The sequence below is a fragment of the Vibrio nereis NBRC 15637 genome (assembly GCF_001591105.1).
In the GTDB taxonomy this organism is placed as follows: domain Bacteria; phylum Pseudomonadota; class Gammaproteobacteria; order Enterobacterales; family Vibrionaceae; genus Vibrio; species Vibrio nereis.
Window position 1 is genome coordinate 1 of record NZ_BCUD01000013.1, and the last position, 14,919, is coordinate 14,919.

Below are 14,919 nucleotides of genomic sequence, written 5' to 3' on the forward strand. Positions count from 1 at the left end.
CGATAGCCTCGCTTTTAGCGAGGTTTTTTCGAATCTAAAATTCGAAAGATCTACAGGGGTGTAGCTCCAATTGGCAGAGCAGCGGATTCCAAATCCGCGTGTTGGGAGTTCGAATCTCTCCACCCCTGCCATATTTAAGGCTCTAGTCGAAAGACTGGAGCCTTTTTCGTTTGATTAGAATATTAAGTCTCCAGTTGATAGATCATCTTGATAGATCATCGTATTCTCCCGTATTACTAGAAATAGCGTATGCCAGTAGTTCGAATCTCTGAGTCGCCAGCCCCCCAACAATATTTAGAGCCCTAGTCGAAAGACTAAGGCTTTTTTGCATTCATGCAGTTCACTATTTAAGAATGACCAACAATGTGACGCCTGTAACTTTCTATTTTTCAAACAATGTTTGAGGCATAGCTTTGTATTTGTTGTTCGAAAGTTCAGCACTTACCGCTACAATGTATCGCTATCCAACAAGGGGGGAGTTATGGGGCAGTTTTATATACTAGGGTTTATTGCGGTCGGCGGAGCTTTTGGTGCCTGTTCTCGTTACCTGATATCTGAGTTTTGTATTACTTTGTTTGGCCGTGGATTTCCATACGGTACACTTTCAGTCAATGTCATTGGCTCATTCCTAATGGGATTACTTATAGCTGCGTTTGAAAATGGCACTCTAGCAACTGAACCATGGCGTCAGATCGTCGGCTTAGGTTTTTTAGGAGCCCTCACCACGTTTTCTACTTTCTCTATGGATAATGTCCTTTTGCTTCAGCAGGGTGCATTTTTTAAGATGGGCTTAAATATCTTACTTAATATCATATTAAGTATTTCAGCTGCCTGGGTTGGCTTTCAACTTTTGATTAAAAGTTAGTTATCATCTGAGTTAAATTTATACAGGTCGGCTTGGTTTATCCAAGCCGATTTTATATACTCGTACAACTTGTCGGAGTGCCATAAGGCTGAGACCGTTAATTCGGGATCCGTTGAACCTGATCAGGCTAACACCTGCGAAGGGAACAGGAGAAGATATCTACGCTAGAGTTCTATCTGGCTGACCTATCACAAACTCAAACGTGGTGTATAAGTATAACGTTCTACTAAGCCACAGTTTGACACCTCTTGTCGCATCTATCCGCCAAGCATTTTTATCCAAAATCTTTTTATCTAGCATAACAAAGCAAGGAAAAATGCTATGTCGAGTCGCAAACAAGCGAGACTGGAAGCAAAACAGTTTATTGATACTCTATCGGTACAACCATACCCAAACTCAAAGAAAGTATACGTAGAAGGTTCACGTCCTGATATTCGTGTTCCAATGCGTGAAATTACGCTTGCTGACAGCTTAGTTGGTGGTACTAAAGAGTCACCCATTTTCAAACCAAACGAACCTATACGCGTATATGACACTTCGGGGTTCTATACAGACCCAGATTACTCAATTGATCTCTACAGTGGCTTACCGAAGCTCAGAGAAGCATGGATTGAGGAACGTTCAGATACTGAAATCCTCGATGACGTCAGTTCGGTGTACACCAAAGAGAGGCTAGAAGATGATACGCTTGATGAGCTTCGTTATGGGAACTTACCGCGTATAAGACGTGCGAAAGAAGGACAGTGTGTTACTCAGCTTCATTATGCTCGTAAAGGTATTATTACGCCCGAAATGGAGTTTATCGCGCTACGTGAAAATATGGGGCGCGCCAAATACCGTGATGAAGTGCTGAATCAACAGCACCCCGGCCAGAGTTTTGGGGCGAACTTACCTAAAGATATTACCGCTGAGTTTGTACGTAAAGAAGTTGCAGAAGGGCGTGCCATCATCCCTTCCAACATTAACCACCCTGAATCTGAACCCATGATCATTGGCCGTAACTTTCTAGTCAAAGTTAACGCGAACATTGGTAACTCATCCGTGACGTCTTCGATTGAGGAAGAAGTAGAGAAGCTGGTTTGGTCGACTCGTTGGGGCGGCGATACAGTAATGGATTTATCTACTGGGCGAAACATTCACGAGACGCGCGAATGGATCTTACGTAACAGCCCAGTGCCTATCGGTACTGTGCCTATGTACCAAGCCTTAGAGAAAGTAAATGGTATTGCCGAAAACCTGAATTGGGAAGTGATGCGTGACACGCTTATTGAGCAAGCTGAGCAGGGTGTCGATTACTTTACTATTCACGCGGGTCTATTACTACGTTATGTGCCAATGACGGCTAAACGTGTAACGGGTATTGTTTCTCGCGGTGGTTCAATTATCGCTAAATGGTGTCTTGCTCATCACCAAGAAAGCTTCCTTTACAGCAACTTCCGCGAGATTTGTGAAATCTGTGCGAAGTACGATGTTGCGCTGTCATTGGGCGATGGCCTGCGCCCTGGTTCTGTCGCTGACGCCAATGATGAAGCTCAGTTTGCAGAGTTACGTACCCTAGGTGAGCTAACTAAAATTGCTTGGGAATACGATGTACAAGTGATTATTGAGGGCCCTGGTCACGTGCCAATGCACATGATCAAAGAGAATATGGAAGAGCAGCTGGAACATTGCCATGAAGCGCCTTTCTACACGCTTGGTCCACTTACTACTGATATTGCTCCTGGCTATGACCATATTACCTCCGGCATTGGTGCCGCAATGATCGGATGGTACGGCTGTGCGATGCTTTGTTACGTAACGCCAAAAGAACACTTGGGGCTACCAAATAAAGAAGATGTTAAGACCGGCCTAATCACCTATAAACTTGCGGCTCATGCCGCCGATCTTGCGAAAGGGCACCCTGGAGCGCAGGTTCGTGACAATGCACTATCCAAAGCACGTTTCGAATTTAGATGGGAAGACCAGTTCAACCTAGCTTTAGATCCGGATACTGCTCGCACTTTCCACGATGAAACTCTTCCGCAAGAGTCAGGCAAAGTGGCTCACTTCTGCTCAATGTGCGGACCTAAGTTCTGTTCAATGAAAATTTCCCAAGAAGTGCGCGAATACGCGAAAGACACAAAACAAGTTGCTGCAGATCAGGCTATTTCAGTAAAACTGCTTGATGATCCGCTTGAAGGTATGCGTCAAAAATCAGAAGAGTTTCGTGCAACGGGTTCTGAGCTGTATCACCCAGCAGTCACTGCGCAAGCGGAGGAGTAATGACTAAAATCCTTATTCCTGCTGAAGTCATCGAACTGACAGGTTTGATTCAGCAGTGCTTGTTGCAAGCAAAAGAGCAAGGATTCTTAGTTGATGATATTGAGTTGGGTGTTAGCCCAACTCATGTACTTCAAGTGATTAAGGAAGATGAGAGTATTGGACTTGTGGCTGATACTTATACTGAAGCCTCTGCGGTTTCTGACCAAGAATATTCATCTTTCTACTTGCTCAATTACTCTCACCAATGCTCTTTGCATGAACTGGTAAACCGACCTAAGCATGCTATCTACCTGTCGGTAGAGGATGGCAATCAGTCTCTCGATATGTGGCATCATCCTCTTGATCAGGAAGTACGTGCACTGTCTTTCAAGGCAGCGTCATGCAGCCATGAAACTTACAAGACGCATTTCTCTTGGATTGCTGCGTTGTTAGCGCTCGATTTCCCTATTGAAGATTGTCTGACTTTAGCGCGCGCGATGGTGAATGTTTCACGTGGAACATGGGCCAATCAGTTCGATCAATTTCCGACTCCAGTGATAGAAGATACCAGACTTGGCATCAAAGTCGGTTGGGGTGTCGGGAAACATACAACCCAATTTCCTACTTTGACGAAAGCAAGTTTGGGTTTGTACCCAGTGGTCGACAGTGTCGAATGGGTCGAGCGCTTATTAGATCTAGGAGTCAAAACGGTTCAGCTAAGAATAAAGAACCCCGCTCAAGACGACCTAGAACTGCAAATTAAGCGCGCTATTGAGTTAGGGAATCAAGCGGACGCTCAGGTGTTTATCAACGACTACTGGCAACTTGCGATCAAGCATGGCGCTTATGGTGTTCACTTGGGCCAGGAAGATCTTGAAGAGTCAAACTTAACTCAGTTAAGCCGTGCTGGCATTCGACTCGGTTTATCGACCCATGGTTATTATGAACTGCTTAGGATTGTCCAAATAGCGCCGAGTTACATCGCATTAGGGCATATTTTTCCCACCACTACCAAGCAGATGCCCTCCAAACCCCAGGGACTCGTTCGATTAGAGCTCTATCAGCAACTTATTAATACCATTCCATATGGCGAATCGGTAGGTGTCCCAACCGTTGCGATTGGTGGTATTGATTTGAATAATGCCAAATCAGTTTGGGAATGTGGCGTATCGAGCTTAGCGGTTGTACGCGCCATTACTCTTGCTTCATCTCCTAAAGAGGTGATTGATTCGTTTAAGCAACTGATGCGTTTCCCTAAAGAGATTAGGGAGCCAAGCCATGTTGAATGATCACGATTTTTTACGCTACCAACGCCAGATTGCTCTGCCCGAGATTGGAGAAAGCGGGCAGGTTGCCTTGAAAAATTCGACAGTCCTTATTATTGGCTGTGGAGGTTTGGGCAGTGCCGCTGCTATGTACCTCGTGGCCGCAGGGGTTGGCAAGTTGGTAATTAGTGATGATGACCAGGTTGAACAAAGCAACCTGCAAAGACAACTTATCTATAGAGAAAATGATATCGGCTTGGACAAAGTTCACGCGATGGGCGAGCAACTCAAAGCCATCAATCCCGATATTAGTATCCGTCAATTGAATACACGGCTTGGTCCAGAGCAGTTGAATCTTGAAGTGATGTTGGCGGATGTCGTGCTTGATTGCAGTGATAACCTGCCCACTCGGCAGCTAATCAACGCAGCGTGCTATCAGCAACGGACACCTTTGATCTCCGCTTCGGCCATTGGCTGGAAAGGGCAATTTGTTGTGTTCGATTTCAGAGAGAATACTGACCATGGTTGTTACAAATGTTTAGTGCCGGATGAGGAACTAAGCCAACCTGCTCGTTGTAGTGACAGCGGGATCATCGGCCCGGTTGTTGGGACGATGGGTAACTACCAAGCATTGGCGACTATTCAATTATTGGCTACAGGCCACTTCAATTTCCAAACCAATGAATTGAACGTATTTGATGGAACGACATTACAGTGGCAATGCTTCGCTGTTAGGCAAGATAAGCAATGCAGTGTTTGTGCCCAGCAGAGATAGAGAGTTAATGACATGGATATAATACAAGTTGTAATTAACGAGCAAGCTCATACGGTGCCGAGAAATAGCTCACTGGCCCAGATAATAGAACAGCTTTCGTTACCAGAAATGGGGTGCGTGTTTGCAATTAATAATAGCGTTGTACCGCGCAGTGAGTGGTCGAGTACACACATAAATGACGGTGATGCGATATCACTTTTTCAAGCAATTGCAGGAGGGTAATCGCATGCTGACTATTGCAAATAAGACATTCCAATCTCGACTGTTTACAGGCACAGGTAAATTTGCCAACAGCCAATTGATGGCCGAAGCCATTAATGCATCAGGTTCGCAATTAGCAACGATGGCGCTAAAGCGTGTCGACGTGAACAATCAACAAGATGATATTCTCAAACCGATTGTCGATATGGGTATCGGCTTGCTACCAAATACCTCCGGTGCCAAGAACGCAAAAGATGCCGTCTTTGCCGCGCACTTAGCGCGAGAAGCATTAGGAACCAACTGGTTGAAACTCGAAATTCATCCGGACCCTAAATATCTTATGCCTGATCCCATCGAAACGTTATCCGCTGCTGAACAGTTGGTAAAAGATGGCTTTACCGTTTTGCCGTATTGCCATGCTGACCCCGTTTTATGTAAACGGCTAGAGGAAGTGGGCTGTGCTGCGGTGATGCCGTTGGGCGCGCCAATAGGCTCTAACAAGGGAATTGTTTCACACGACTTTATTGAAATCATCATCGACCAAGCGACGGTTCCGGTTATTGTTGACGCTGGGATAGGTGCGCCTTCACATGCTGCGCGCGCGATGGAAATGGGCGCGGACGCTGTTTTGGTTAATACGGCAATTGCTGCGGCATCAAACCCTGTCGCAATGGCAAAAGCTTTCAAGATTGCCGTCGAGTCGGGAAGGATGGCGTATGAAGCGGGTTTAGCTGGAAAGGTTTCTCATGCGGTGGCATCAAGCCCGTTGACCTCCTTTTTAGATAACTAGCGCGGAGGTAAAAAATGAGTTTCGTCGAACGTTTTAACGAGCTCGATTGGCACGATGTGTCTATGTCGATCAATGCGAAGACAGCCAGAGATGTAGAGCGTGCGCTGAGTAAAACCAAACGTGATCTCGAGGATTTTAAAGCCTTGATATCTCCAGCCGCTGAAGCGTATCTAGAGCAAATGGCACAACAGTCTTTAGCTCTGACGCGTAAGCGTTTTGGTAACACCATGTCGCTTTATATCCCGCTTTACCTTTCTAACTTGTGCGCGAATGCTTGTACATATTGCGGTTTTTCAATGGAGAACCGCATTAAGCGAAGAACGCTCAGCGAGCAGGAAATCGATGCCGAGATTCGAGCAATCAAACAGATGAAGTTTGACAGTGTGTTGTTGGTGACCGGAGAGCATGAAACCAAAGTTGGGATGAACTACTTTCGTAAAGTGTTACCGCAAATTAAGCAGCACTTTAACTATCTCGCGATGGAAGTGCAGCCTCTGGAAGAAGAAGACTACGCAGAACTTAAGACACTTGGGTTAGATGCCGTGATGGTGTATCAAGAGACTTATCACCCGTCGACCTATGCCGAGCACCATTTGCGTGGCAATAAAATGAACTTTGAGTTTCGCTTAGAAACCCCGGATCGATTAGCCCGAGCCGGGATTGATAAAATTGGTATTGGTGCCTTGATCGGTCTGGAAGACTGGCGTACAGATTGCTTCTATGCCGCGGCTCATCTGGACTACCTTGAAAAGGCGTATTGGAAAACACGCTACTCGATTTCTTTTCCTCGTTTGCGTCCGTGTGCAGGGGCGTTGCAACCTAAGTCAGTGATGACTGATAAGCAATTAGTGCAGCTCATTTGTGCTTATCGCTTATTCAACCCTGAAGTAGAGCTATCACTTTCTACGCGAGAGTCACCGGAATTCCGCGATAACGTATTGCCTCTTGGGATTACCTCGATGTCAGCTGCATCCAAGACCCAACCTGGGGGGTATGCGAATGATGATGTTGAGCTGGAGCAGTTTGAGATCAGCGATGAACGCAGCGCCGAGTCGGTAGAAGCGATGATTCGCGCCAGAGGATTCGATCCTGTGTGGCGTGATTGGCATTCCGTATATTCTGGTTAGTGATCATGTTTCACGTGAAACATTAAAAAAGGGATTGATGATGTCATCAATCCCTTTTGCATTTTAACGAATCGGTTTATGGATTAAGCATGCGTCAACGGTTGTGTCGCAGCTCGTAACCATTCTTTCACTTCGCCTTCAACCAATGGGCTAATGTCATCCCATACTTTTTGGTGGTAGTCATTTAACCATGCAAGTTCTGGCCGGGTTAACATGTTGACATTGATATTGCGTGTGTCGATTGGGCAACGGGTCAGTGATTCGAAGGCTAAGACAGGGAAGTCGCCTGACGTCTGTTTTTCAACAACCAGCTCCAAGTTCTCGATACGGATACCAAACGCATCTGCGCGATAGTAGCCAGGTTCGTTTGAAAGCACCATGCCTTCAAGCAAAGGAACATCGACATGCTTCTTAGAAATGCTTGCCGGACCTTCGTGAACACTGAGGAAATGACCGACACCATGACCTGTGCCGTGGTCATAGTCATAGCCTTCCGCCCACAAATGCTGACGAGCAAGTGTATCGATTTGGTAGCCGCGAGTGCCTTTCGGGAAGCGCGCGCGTGCAACACCAATATGACCTTTTAGGGCCAGCGTGAACTGTTTGATCATTTCTTCGTTTGGCTGTCCGATCGCAATGGTGCGCGTGATATCTGTGGTGCCATCTAGGTACTGGCCACCTGAATCGACCAAGTAGAGTGTGTCTATTTCTAACTGGCCAGGCTCTGGCTGGTTTTCGTGGTTGTAGTGGCACATAGCGGCATTGCTGCCAGCAGCCGAAATCGTATCAAAGCTCAAGTCCATCAGAGTAGGGTCTTCCTTACGGAAACTCTCAAGCGTATCCGAGAGAGTGGCTTCATTGTGTAGGTTGCCGGATGCGACCTCACTATCCAACCAGCACAGGAACTTAGTCATCGCAACGCCATCGCGGATATGACACGCTTTCATGCCGGCGATTTCGACGTCGTTTTTGGCAGCCTTTGGCATTAAGCAAGGATCCGCGGCACTGACAACGCTAGCACCAGAGTTTTGCAACACAAGCTTAAACCAAGCGTTACTGATGGCAGGGTCCAGTAAAACCTGCTTGCCTTGCAAAGCTTCAAGGCGAGACTGAAGCTGCTCAGGTGCGTGTACCGATAAGCCAGGACCAACATGGGATTCAAAGTCGGCAGGCAGTCGCGCTGGGTCTAAGAAAAACTCGACACTGGCATCACTGTGTAAGATTGCGTGCGACAATAAAACGGGTAAACGAGACACATCCAAACCACGGACATTTAACAGCCAACAAACCGAATCCAGCGCAGTAATGATCGCACTATCTGCGCCTGCTTGCTTGATTAACTCGGCGACTTCTTTGCGCTTACTCTCACTTGATTGACCTACAGCGTCTGTTGGCATTAGGCGCACTTCTGACACGAATGGTTCTGGGCGGTCATGCCAGATCTGGTCAATAGGGTTGGTATCCAGAATCTTAAGTTCGAATGCGCCCGCCAGTTTTGCTTGAGCGGCATTTAACCAGGCAGAACTGTGCATGCGTGGGTCAATCGCGATACTCGCGCCGTTTGCTACGTTTTCTTTTATCCAGTCTAACGCGGGTTCTTCGATTAGGTGGCGGTACTCGAACAGCTCAGCAGGAACCTGTTTGGTGACTTGAACGGTGTAACGTCCATCGACAAAAATCGCTGCTTTTTCTTGTGTAATTACTGCGGCACCAGCAGAGCCAGTAAATCCTGTAAGCCAGTGAAGGCGCTCATTGTGCGCAGGTACGTATTCGCCGAGGTATTCATCTTCATGTGGGACAAGTAAAGCGTCAATCTGGTGCTGAGAGAGCCATTCTCTGATGGCAGTCAGACGTTGTTCTGTCGTTGTTAGCATCTGTTAATCCTTCAATATGTATCAGGCGTCCATTCAGTGTGCGGACGATGGAGATAAGCTACTCTTTTTAAAGAATGGCTGCAAATTATCTCAATGGTGTCGTTTTATCTGTGATCATCTGGCGTATCCAAGACAGCGCAGGGTCATTTTCTCTGTCCCTATGCCAGAACAAGGTATAGGCCATGGGCGGAAACACGATGGGCAGTGGCAATACCGATAAGCCCATTTGTTCGGAGGCGAGTTCAACAAAATGGCTCGGAGCAGTAAAGATGAAATCCGTATACGAGCACAAACTTGCGGCACTGTTAAAATCTGGCACGGTAATCGCGATATCTCGTTCGTGGCCAATGTCGGCTAAGCGATAGTCGAGTAGCCAGCGGTCGTTGCCATCACACCTGACTTGCACATGTCGGTAGGATAAATAGCTTTGTAGGTTCCACGGTTGCGAGAGTGCAGGGTGGTCGCTTCTGACTAAGCATTTTTGATTATCTCGGTAAATCTCCTGTTCGCAGATATCACTGGGTGGAAGCAAGGTGAGCTTGGCATCATTGATATCGATGTCTTTACCTGTAAGTCCTAAATCGAGCTCGCCACGCTGTAGCATTTTAAATGTGTTATCTGACCAAGCGTGGGTACTGATGGTAACCCCGGGGGCTTGATGAAATATCGCTGGAAGGAAATGCGGTAAGATCAGGGGATAGACACTTTCCACGGTGGCAATTTGAAATCGGTACGAACTGGTTTCTGGCGAGAAAATTTCTGGCTGGGTTATCTGTTCGAGTTGGTTAATAAGAAGGTCGATTTTGGGTTTGAGGAACAATGCCTTTGGCGTTGGAGTGAGCCCATGGGAGTGGCGTACAAACAGGGGATCATCAAATTGCGTTCGCAACTTGGCTAAGTTTTTACTGATGGCTGACTGGCTAAGGCAAAGCCTGTGTGCCGTGCGAGTCACATTTAACTCTTCAAGCAGGACCTTTAAGCAGACCAGTAGATTGATATCGATTCGAACCAGCTTTTCCAGATTCATATGAATTTCCTATATGGAATATCTTTAATGATGAATAATCATTGGTTGGCATATCTAAATTTAACCTACAATACGGTCAATTTCATTTGTTATTGTGGAGACTCCAGTGCAAACCACTCAACCAGCCGCAAACAGCAGAATGCAACTTGTCCTGCTGACACTACTGGTGCTATTTAGCCCGCTTGCTATTGATATCTATCTACCAGCATTACCTCTTATCTCGGCTGCGTTTCACGTGGAACATGCATTGGCGCAAGACACGATTACATGGTTCTTATTTGCTATGGGTGTAGGGCAACTTTTTGCTGGACCTTTAGCAGATAAACTAGGACGTCGAACTGTTGCATTGGGTGGTATCACAATCTATGCGATGAGTGCTTTATTGGCGTGGAGCGCTCAGAACATCGAATGGTTGTTGGTATCACGTTTGCTACAAGGCTTAGGTGCGTGCGCGACATCGGTAGCAGCCTTTGCAACAGTTCGCGATATCTTTGGCCCGCAAAAAAGTGGCAAAATGATCAGCTACCTCAATGGCGCGATCTGCTTTATCCCGGCAATGGCACCGATCTTAGGCAGCTGGTTAACGCAGCAATTTGATTGGCGCGCCAACTTTAGTTTCTTGGCAGGCTTTGCCAGCATCTCACTCGTGGCAATGGTTATTTTTATGAAAGAGACCAATCCTGCACCGAGCACGGAACCTGTTTTTCGTCCGAGCCGCTACATGGCTGTATTAAAGACCCCATCATTTGTTTTCCATGCATCACTTTGTTTGCTGGCGATGGCGGTGATTCTGGCTTATGTCACATCGGCGCCCGTGGTACTGATGGAAAACTATGGTTTGTCGATGAATGAGTTCAGCATGTGGTTCGGAGTGAATGCGGTCGTGAATATCATCGCTTGCATGATGGCACCGAAGCTGATGGACAAATATGGCACACACGTGACGCTGATTGTGGGTATTGTGACGCTAGCATTGGGTGGCATCCTCATGCTTATCCTTGCTCATGAGCAAACGGCGTTGGCCTTTATGACGCCTATCTTCTTCTCATCGGTTGGCTTCGCGCTGATTCTTGGTGGAGCGGCAGGTAAAGCACTTGCACCATTTGGAGACAAAGCAGGAACGGCAGCGGCTTTACTTGGCTTATTCCAAATGAGTGGTTCTGGCTTATTAGTCGGGACAGTGCAGCGTTTAGGTTTAGAGCCGCAAACCATGATTGCGACCCACATGTTGATCGTGGTTCCAGGATTATTGATACTGATGAGTAAGAGCGGTAAAAGCTGGCACAGCGCTGTCGCACAATAGCGAGTTATTTGCTTTGAAGCGAATTGAAAACGTTGTATATTTGACCTTCTCTCCTTAAAAATTTTGGAACAATACTAAAGATGTCGATGACAACTTATGAGATGGCTCGTGTACTGGAGCAACTAGAAGAATCTCCAGAAAAAATTATGTTTGGCAAATTGCTTAACGAGCTTGGCAACCAGAGTGGTGAACGTATTCGCAGTGCGGCAAAACAAGTACCACTTCATATGTTGCGCGACATTGTCTACCAGTTTCAACAAGTGATTGAAGCGCGTAAAGATGAACAGGTCGAATTGATGGCGAAGTCCATTGCTGAGCAAGGTATCTCGGTAGAAGACCTCCAAAAATATCTAGAATCTCGTTAATAAAAAGGCTCGCAAACGCGAGCCTTTTTATTATGGATTCACATTGCGGTTGATCGGGTTTTGCAGCGAGATTAGCGTTTCGGTGGATTGCACTTCATCAATCGCTTGCAGCTTATCGATCAGCACATATTGCAGCTCTTCAATCGAACGGCACATCAACTTCACGAAGATATTGTACGCGCCAGTGGTGTAATAGGCTTCGACGACTTCTTCCAACGCATTGAGCTTTTCTAACGCAGAATGGTAGTCACGCGCCGCGTTTAAGTTAATCCCAATAAAGCAGCACACGTCATAGCCGAGCTTTTTGGTATCGACGATCACTTCTGTACCCTGAATGATGTCTGCCGATTTCATTTTCTCTATACGCACATGAATCGTGGCTGGGCTCACGTCAAAGAGCTTCGCCATTTCAGCATAGGGAGTTCGTGCGTCTTCCATCAGCGTCTTCAAGATAGCACGATCCAAATCGTCCAGTTTTGTGTTGTGCGCGTGCATACTGCTCTCCCATAAACATGATTCTCTACAATGAGCCTTTATTCTAGTGCGCATTGAGCCTGAACTACTAGGTGTATTTGTGCTCTCTTGGCGAAGAAATTAGTACCCCCCAGTAAAATCCATTACACTTGCGCTTGTTCAATTACCACCATCGGAGCATCTCGTGCAGATACAACTTATTTGTGAAGACCCTAATCAAAATGAGCAGCTAGAAACCATCGCTCAACGTTGGGGGCTGACTCACTGCCAAGACAGCGAGTTCGCTTTGGTGCTTACCCCACAAAGATTAGAACTACGTAAGACAGACGAACCGAAATTAGGCGCAATTTACGTTGACCTGATTGGTGGCGCCGTTGGGCATCGACGTAAATTTGGTGGTGGTAAAGGGCAGGCCATCGCGAAAGCGGCGGGGCTCAATAAAGGGGCGACGCCAACGATTCTCGATGGGACTGCGGGTTTAGGTCGAGACGCCTTTGTGCTGGCATCGTTAGGCTGTAAGGTACAAATGGTAGAGCGTCACCCAGTGGTGGCCGCATTATTGGATGATGGCTTAGAGCGCGCTAAGCAAGACGAAGAAATTGGCGGTTGGGTCAGTGAGCGTATGTCGTTGCTTCATGCGTCTAGCCACACTGCACTGGACGATTTAGCTCAAGATAAGAGTTTTACCAAACCGGATGTGGTGTATCTCGACCCAATGTATCCGCATCCAGAAAACAAAAAGAAATCGGCATTGGTTAAAAAAGAGATGCGCGTATTTCAGTCGTTAGTCGGGGCTGATCTGGATGCGGATAACTTGTTAGAACCCGCTTTAGCCCTGGCGACAAAAAGGGTGGTGGTGAAAAGGCCAGACTACGCAAACTGGCTGGCAGAGCACAAACCGACGATGGCGATTGAAACCAAAAAGAACCGCTTCGACGTGTATGTCAAAGCCTCTATGACTTAACCCACAGAGTACGGCAAAACATAATTTAGTGCTTGCTTAATAACTCATGTCAGAGTATATCTTACTAAGAATTATTCGTATTCTTAGCTTAGGTAATGGTATGGCTAAACGTCTGTGTAAAATGAGTCGCAAGCAGATAGCGGAAAACCTTGGTGATATTCACCGTCTGGTTGTTGAACCTCAATTTATGTGTCGCTCTTGCGCGCGTTCGTCGGCTTCAAAAGGCTCCTTGTGTAAGCCAGCAGCAATACCTCCCCAACAATGCCAAAGCCAATCTATCGAGCAACAAAGAGCGTGTGGCTTATTGGCGGAAGCGCTTCCTGAGCAAGCCGCACCAGCAAAAGTGAAAGATGAGCAAAAAGCGCAGGCGGTGCGCCGCGTGATCGAGCGAGTCAAAGAAAAATCAGCGCGCGCTACCGTTACGGCACCATCAAATGAGACGGAAATCGCAGCTCAATCTTCACTTGTCGCGTCAATCGATATCTCAGATAAAAAGGCGTTGAAGAAAGCTAAGAAGGCGCTGAAGAAGCATTACAAGCAGCAGAAGAAATTACTCAAATTGGCGAAGAAACAACATAAGTTGTTAAAGCGCCAACGCAGATTAGAAGAGAAATTAGATACTCGCTCTGATGTGCCGAATTTACTGCCGGGCTTGCTCGAAGTACAAAATGAGTCCAAGGTGCACTGAGTGTGACAGAGACCCTGACAAAAACGCTCTCCAATTGGAGAGCGTTTTTCGTTTTAGCTGGCTGAGCGGTAACTCTGTGCCACTTTTCGTTTTACCCAAGTCTCATTGAACCAGAGTGAAAACATAATAATTGCACCGCCAATCGCAAGGCGAGGCAAGTCGACGTCGCGATTCCAAATCACAATATTGACGATCAGACCGGCCGGAACCAACGCGTTATTCATTACAGCTAGTGCACCCGCGTTCACCATGGTTGCACCTTTGTTCCAAGCAAAGTAACCCAGGCCAGAAGCAATCAAGCCAAGATAAATCAAAATGCCCCATTGGGTGCTGGTGGTTGGCATCTTTTCGATATTGCCCATCAGCGCGAACGCCACGAGTGCGACACATAAAGCACCAAGGTAGAAGTAACCAAAAATGGCGTGCTGAGGGAGATCGAGTGGCTTTTTCTCCATCAGGTATTTGTAACCCACCTGACCGATCGCAAAACAGATATTCGCGCCCTGAACGACCAAAAAGCCCAAAATAAAGTTTTCGTTAATGCCAGCGAATTTAATGAAGGCTGCGCCTGCAACCGCGATGATCGCAGTGACTAAGTACCAAGGTGAGAAACGTCCCTTGAGAAAGTCATAAATCAGCGTGACATAAATCGGAGTGAACACCGTAAACAGCAGAACTTCCGGAACCGACAGCAACAAGAAAGACTGGTAGTAGAAGCAGTACATCAGGCCGAGCTGAAAACCCCCGATCACCATGAGTTTGGCGATAAGCGATTTATCGACGCCTTTGAACTTTAAGAAAGGAATAAACACGATACTGGCCAATGCTACGCGCATCAGCACAGAAAACCACGAATCAACCTGACCAGCAAGATAAACGCCGATCAAGCTGAACGAGAACGCCCACAATAGTGTGACTGCAGAGAGATAACCCATGATTAATACTCATTATCAATAATTG

15 protein-coding genes, 1 tRNA gene and 1 riboswitch are annotated in these 14,919 nt (G+C 46.7%); of the genes, 12 read left to right on the forward strand and 4 right to left on the reverse strand.

Features of this window, described 5'->3' with window-relative positions; translation table 11 throughout:
* Positions 1–54 precede the first annotated feature (54 nt).
* The 8 genes from VNE01S_RS13565 to thiH all read left to right on the forward strand — a co-directional run bounded on the left by VNE01S_RS13565 (position 55) and on the right by thiH (position 7,264).
* Positions 55–131 (forward strand) — tRNA-Trp (locus VNE01S_RS13565).
* Positions 132–481: 350 nt separating this feature from the next.
* Complete coding sequence (crcB, locus tag VNE01S_RS13570; RefSeq protein ID WP_053396152.1) at positions 482–865, forward strand: fluoride efflux transporter CrcB; 384 nt, start codon at positions 482–484, stop codon at positions 863–865.
* 63 nt (positions 866–928) lie between these two features.
* A riboswitch (TPP riboswitch) is annotated at positions 929–1,027 on the forward strand.
* Between the two features lie 159 nt (positions 1,028–1,186).
* On the forward strand, positions 1,187–3,127 hold the full coding sequence (thiC, locus tag VNE01S_RS13575; RefSeq protein WP_053396153.1) for a phosphomethylpyrimidine synthase ThiC: 1,941 nt from the start codon (positions 1,187–1,189) through the stop codon (positions 3,125–3,127).
* On the forward strand, positions 3,127–4,395 hold the full coding sequence (locus VNE01S_RS13580; RefSeq protein ID WP_053396154.1) for a thiamine phosphate synthase: 1,269 nt from the start codon (positions 3,127–3,129) through the stop codon (positions 4,393–4,395). Before thiC ends, VNE01S_RS13580 begins: the two co-directional genes overlap by 1 nt.
* On the forward strand, positions 4,385–5,146 hold the full coding sequence (locus tag VNE01S_RS13585) for a HesA/MoeB/ThiF family protein (protein ID WP_053396155.1): 762 nt from the start codon (positions 4,385–4,387) through the stop codon (positions 5,144–5,146). The genes VNE01S_RS13580 and VNE01S_RS13585 overlap by 11 nt, the downstream gene beginning before the upstream one ends.
* Positions 5,147–5,158: 12 nt before the next feature.
* A complete protein-coding gene (thiS, locus tag VNE01S_RS13590; protein WP_053396156.1) occupies positions 5,159–5,368 on the forward strand; it encodes a sulfur carrier protein ThiS in 210 nt (69 codons plus the stop codon).
* Between the two features lie 4 nt (positions 5,369–5,372).
* The gene (locus tag VNE01S_RS13595) at positions 5,373–6,137 is read left to right on the forward strand and encodes a thiazole synthase (protein WP_053396157.1); all 765 of its coding nucleotides are present in this window, start codon (positions 5,373–5,375) and stop codon (positions 6,135–6,137) included.
* Positions 6,138–6,151: 14 nt separating this feature from the next.
* Positions 6,152–7,264: a 2-iminoacetate synthase ThiH gene (gene thiH, locus VNE01S_RS13600; RefSeq protein ID WP_053396158.1), complete on the forward strand. Its 1,113-nt coding sequence runs from the start codon at positions 6,152–6,154 to the stop codon at positions 7,262–7,264.
* Positions 7,265–7,347: 83 nt separating this feature from the next.
* On the opposite strand, the gene VNE01S_RS13605 is transcribed toward thiH, so the two are convergent.
* Together VNE01S_RS13605 and VNE01S_RS13610 are read right to left on the reverse strand one after the other, a co-directional pair.
* On the reverse strand, positions 7,348–9,138 hold the full coding sequence (locus VNE01S_RS13605; protein ID WP_053396159.1) for an aminopeptidase P family protein: 1,791 nt from the start codon (positions 9,136–9,138) through the stop codon (positions 7,348–7,350).
* Between the two features lie 85 nt (positions 9,139–9,223).
* Complete coding sequence (locus VNE01S_RS13610; RefSeq protein ID WP_053396160.1) at positions 9,224–10,165, reverse strand: LysR family transcriptional regulator; 942 nt, start codon at positions 10,163–10,165, stop codon at positions 9,224–9,226.
* A 139-nt stretch (positions 10,166–10,304) separates the two neighbouring features.
* On the opposite strand from VNE01S_RS13610, the gene VNE01S_RS13615 reads away from it, so the two are divergent.
* Together VNE01S_RS13615 and tsrA are read left to right on the forward strand one after the other, a co-directional pair.
* Entirely contained in the window at positions 10,305–11,468 is a 1,164-nt protein-coding gene (locus VNE01S_RS13615; RefSeq protein WP_053396237.1) for a multidrug effflux MFS transporter, read from the forward strand.
* Positions 11,469–11,548: 80 nt separating this feature from the next.
* A complete protein-coding gene (gene tsrA, locus VNE01S_RS13620) occupies positions 11,549–11,833 on the forward strand; it encodes an H-NS-like global regulator TsrA (RefSeq protein ID WP_053396161.1) in 285 nt (94 codons plus the stop codon).
* Positions 11,834–11,863: 30 nt separating this feature from the next.
* On the opposite strand, the gene asnC is transcribed toward tsrA, so the two are convergent.
* Positions 11,864–12,328, reverse strand: a complete 465-nt coding sequence (asnC, locus tag VNE01S_RS13625) for a transcriptional regulator AsnC (protein ID WP_053396162.1) — start codon at positions 12,326–12,328, stop codon at positions 11,864–11,866.
* Positions 12,329–12,491: 163 nt separating this feature from the next.
* Between asnC and VNE01S_RS13630 the strand changes: the two genes are divergently transcribed.
* Both VNE01S_RS13630 and VNE01S_RS13635 read left to right on the forward strand, forming a co-directional pair.
* The gene (locus tag VNE01S_RS13630) at positions 12,492–13,271 is read left to right on the forward strand and encodes a class I SAM-dependent methyltransferase (protein WP_053396163.1); all 780 of its coding nucleotides are present in this window, start codon (positions 12,492–12,494) and stop codon (positions 13,269–13,271) included.
* A 100-nt stretch (positions 13,272–13,371) separates the two neighbouring features.
* Positions 13,372–13,959 (forward strand): hypothetical protein, encoded by a 588-nt coding sequence (locus VNE01S_RS13635; RefSeq protein ID WP_053396164.1) that lies wholly within the window; start codon positions 13,372–13,374, stop codon positions 13,957–13,959.
* 53 nt (positions 13,960–14,012) lie between these two features.
* Here VNE01S_RS13635 and VNE01S_RS13640 read toward each other — a convergent pair whose 3' ends face one another.
* Positions 14,013–14,894, reverse strand: coding sequence for a carboxylate/amino acid/amine transporter (locus tag VNE01S_RS13640; protein ID WP_053396165.1), 882 nt, complete (start codon positions 14,892–14,894; stop codon positions 14,013–14,015).
* Between the last annotated feature and the right edge of the window lie 25 nt (positions 14,895–14,919).